This is a genomic window from Bradyrhizobium sp. Mp27 (genome assembly GCF_029953005.1).
Classification (GTDB): Bacteria; Pseudomonadota; Alphaproteobacteria; order Rhizobiales; family Xanthobacteraceae; genus Bradyrhizobium; species Bradyrhizobium barranii.
On sequence record NZ_JASAUS010000446.1, the window covers coordinates 1 to 1,849 of the forward strand.

Consider the following 1,849-nt stretch of genomic DNA (forward strand, 5'->3'; position numbering starts at 1 on the left):
CGTGACCCGCAAGATCACCCGCGGCGTCGCGCGTATCGAGGTCGGGCTGGAACAGACGCTCTATCTCGGCAATCTCGAAGCCAAGCGCGACTGGGGCCATGCCAGGGACTACGTCGAGGGCATGCACAGGATCCTGCAGGCAGACAAGCCCGACGACTTCGTGCTCGCCACCGGCGAGATGCGCTCGGTGCGCGAGATGGTCGAGCTGTCCTTTGCCCATGTCGGCCGCCGCATCGCCTGGCGCGGCAAGGGCGTCGAGGAGACCGGCGTCGATGAGACGAGCGGCAAGACCGTGGTGAAGATCGATCCGACCTATTTCCGTCCGACCGAGGTCGATCTCCTCGTCGGTGACGCCAGCAAGGCGCGCGAGGTGCTCGGCTGGACGCCGAAGCACAGCTTTGCCCAGCTCGTCGAGGAGATGATGACGAGCGACCTGGCGGAGGCAAAACGGGATGCGGCCAGTGGCAAACGCACCGTTTGAGCTGAAGGGCAAGAGCGTCTACGTCGCCGGCCATCGCGGCATGGTCGGAGCCGCGCTGGTGCGCCGGCTGGCGCGGGAGGACGTGCGGCTCGTCACGGTCGACCGGCGCGAGGTCGATCTCTGTAACCAGGCCGCCGTGTTCGACTGGTTCGCGAAAGTGCGGCCGCAAGTGATCTTCCTCGCCGCGGCCAAGGTCGGCGGCATCGTCGCCAACGACACGCTGCGCGCCGAGTTCATCTACGACAACATCGCGATTGCCGCCAACGTGATCCAGGCCGCGCATCTCAACGGCGCCGAGAAGCTGATGTTTCTGGGCTCGTCCTGCATCTATCCGAAGCTGGCGCCGCAGCCCTTGCGCGAGGATTCCGTGCTATCAGGTCCGCTGGAGCCGACCAACGAGCCCTATGCGATTGCCAAGATCGCCGGCATCAAGATGGCGGAGGCCTATCGCAGCCAGTATGGCAGCGATTTCATCAGCGTGATGCCGACCAATCTGTACGGGCCTGGCGACAATTATCACCCCGAGCTGAGCCACGTCGTCGCCGCCCTGATCCGCCGCTTCCATGAGGCAAAAGTCGCAGGAGCAAAGAGCGTCATCGTCTGGGGCACCGGCACGCCGCGGCGCGAGTTCCTCTATGTCGACGACATGGCGGATGCCTGCGTGCACCTGATGAAGACCTATTCGAGCGCGGAGCTGGTCAACATCGGTACCGGCGAGGACATCACCATCGCCGAGTTTGCGCGTGTCGTGGCCGACATCGTCGGCTACGGCGGCGAGATCAGTTTCGATACCTCGCGTCCCGACGGAACGCCGCGCAAGCTGCTGGACGTCAGCCGTCTCGCCAAGCTCGGCTGGCGCGCGACGACCTCGCTCGAGGACGGCGTAAGACGCGCATACGAGGCGTATCTGTCGCATACGTAGAATGCAACCAATGCATGTCGCGTATTTCAGGAGATGACCGCAATGCCTGTCACGCGCGGCGGTTAAGGTTTATTCGGTTCGCGAAGCAACCTGCCCTAATGTTGGGCGTGCGACCGGATACAGAAATGGTCTAGGGTGTTCAGTGGAACATCCGTCTTCAACGGAAAGAGTTTTTCATGCGAATCGCGATGATCGGAACGGGTTATGTGGGACTGGTGTCCGGAGCCTGCTTTGCGGATTTCGGTCACGACGTCACCTGCGTCGACAAGGACGAGAAGAAGATCGCGGCGCTTCATCGGGGCGAGATTCCGATCTACGAGCCCGGCCTCGACGAACTGGTCGCGACCAATGTGAAGGCCAAGCGGCTCGACTTCACCACCGATCTGTCGAAGCCGGTCGCGGACGCCGATGCCGTCTTCATCGCGGTCGGCACGCCGTCGCGCCGC

3 protein-coding genes are annotated in these 1,849 nt (G+C 63.4%); all 3 read left to right on the plus strand.

Annotated elements, in window-relative coordinates:
* Positions 1–481 (plus strand): GDP-mannose 4,6-dehydratase (locus QJT78_RS50795; RefSeq protein WP_281460861.1); only part of this gene is annotated, 481 nt, incomplete at its 5' end.
* The gene (locus QJT78_RS50800) at positions 453–1,403 is read left to right on the plus strand and encodes a GDP-L-fucose synthase (protein ID WP_281460862.1); all 951 of its coding nucleotides are present in this window, start codon (positions 453–455) and stop codon (positions 1,401–1,403) included. The genes QJT78_RS50795 and QJT78_RS50800, both read left to right, overlap by 29 nt.
* Before the next feature lie 176 nt (positions 1,404–1,579).
* A partial coding sequence (locus tag QJT78_RS50805; RefSeq protein ID WP_281460622.1) for a 2-dehydropantoate 2-reductase N-terminal domain-containing protein occupies positions 1,580–1,849 on the plus strand: 270 nt, incomplete at its 3' end.

Excerpts from the sequence above, each read along its gene's own strand:
- QJT78_RS50800 (WP_281460862.1), top strand. The coding sequence starts at position 453 with ATGCGGCCAGTGGCAAACGCACCGTTTGAGCTGAAGGGCAAGAGCGTC.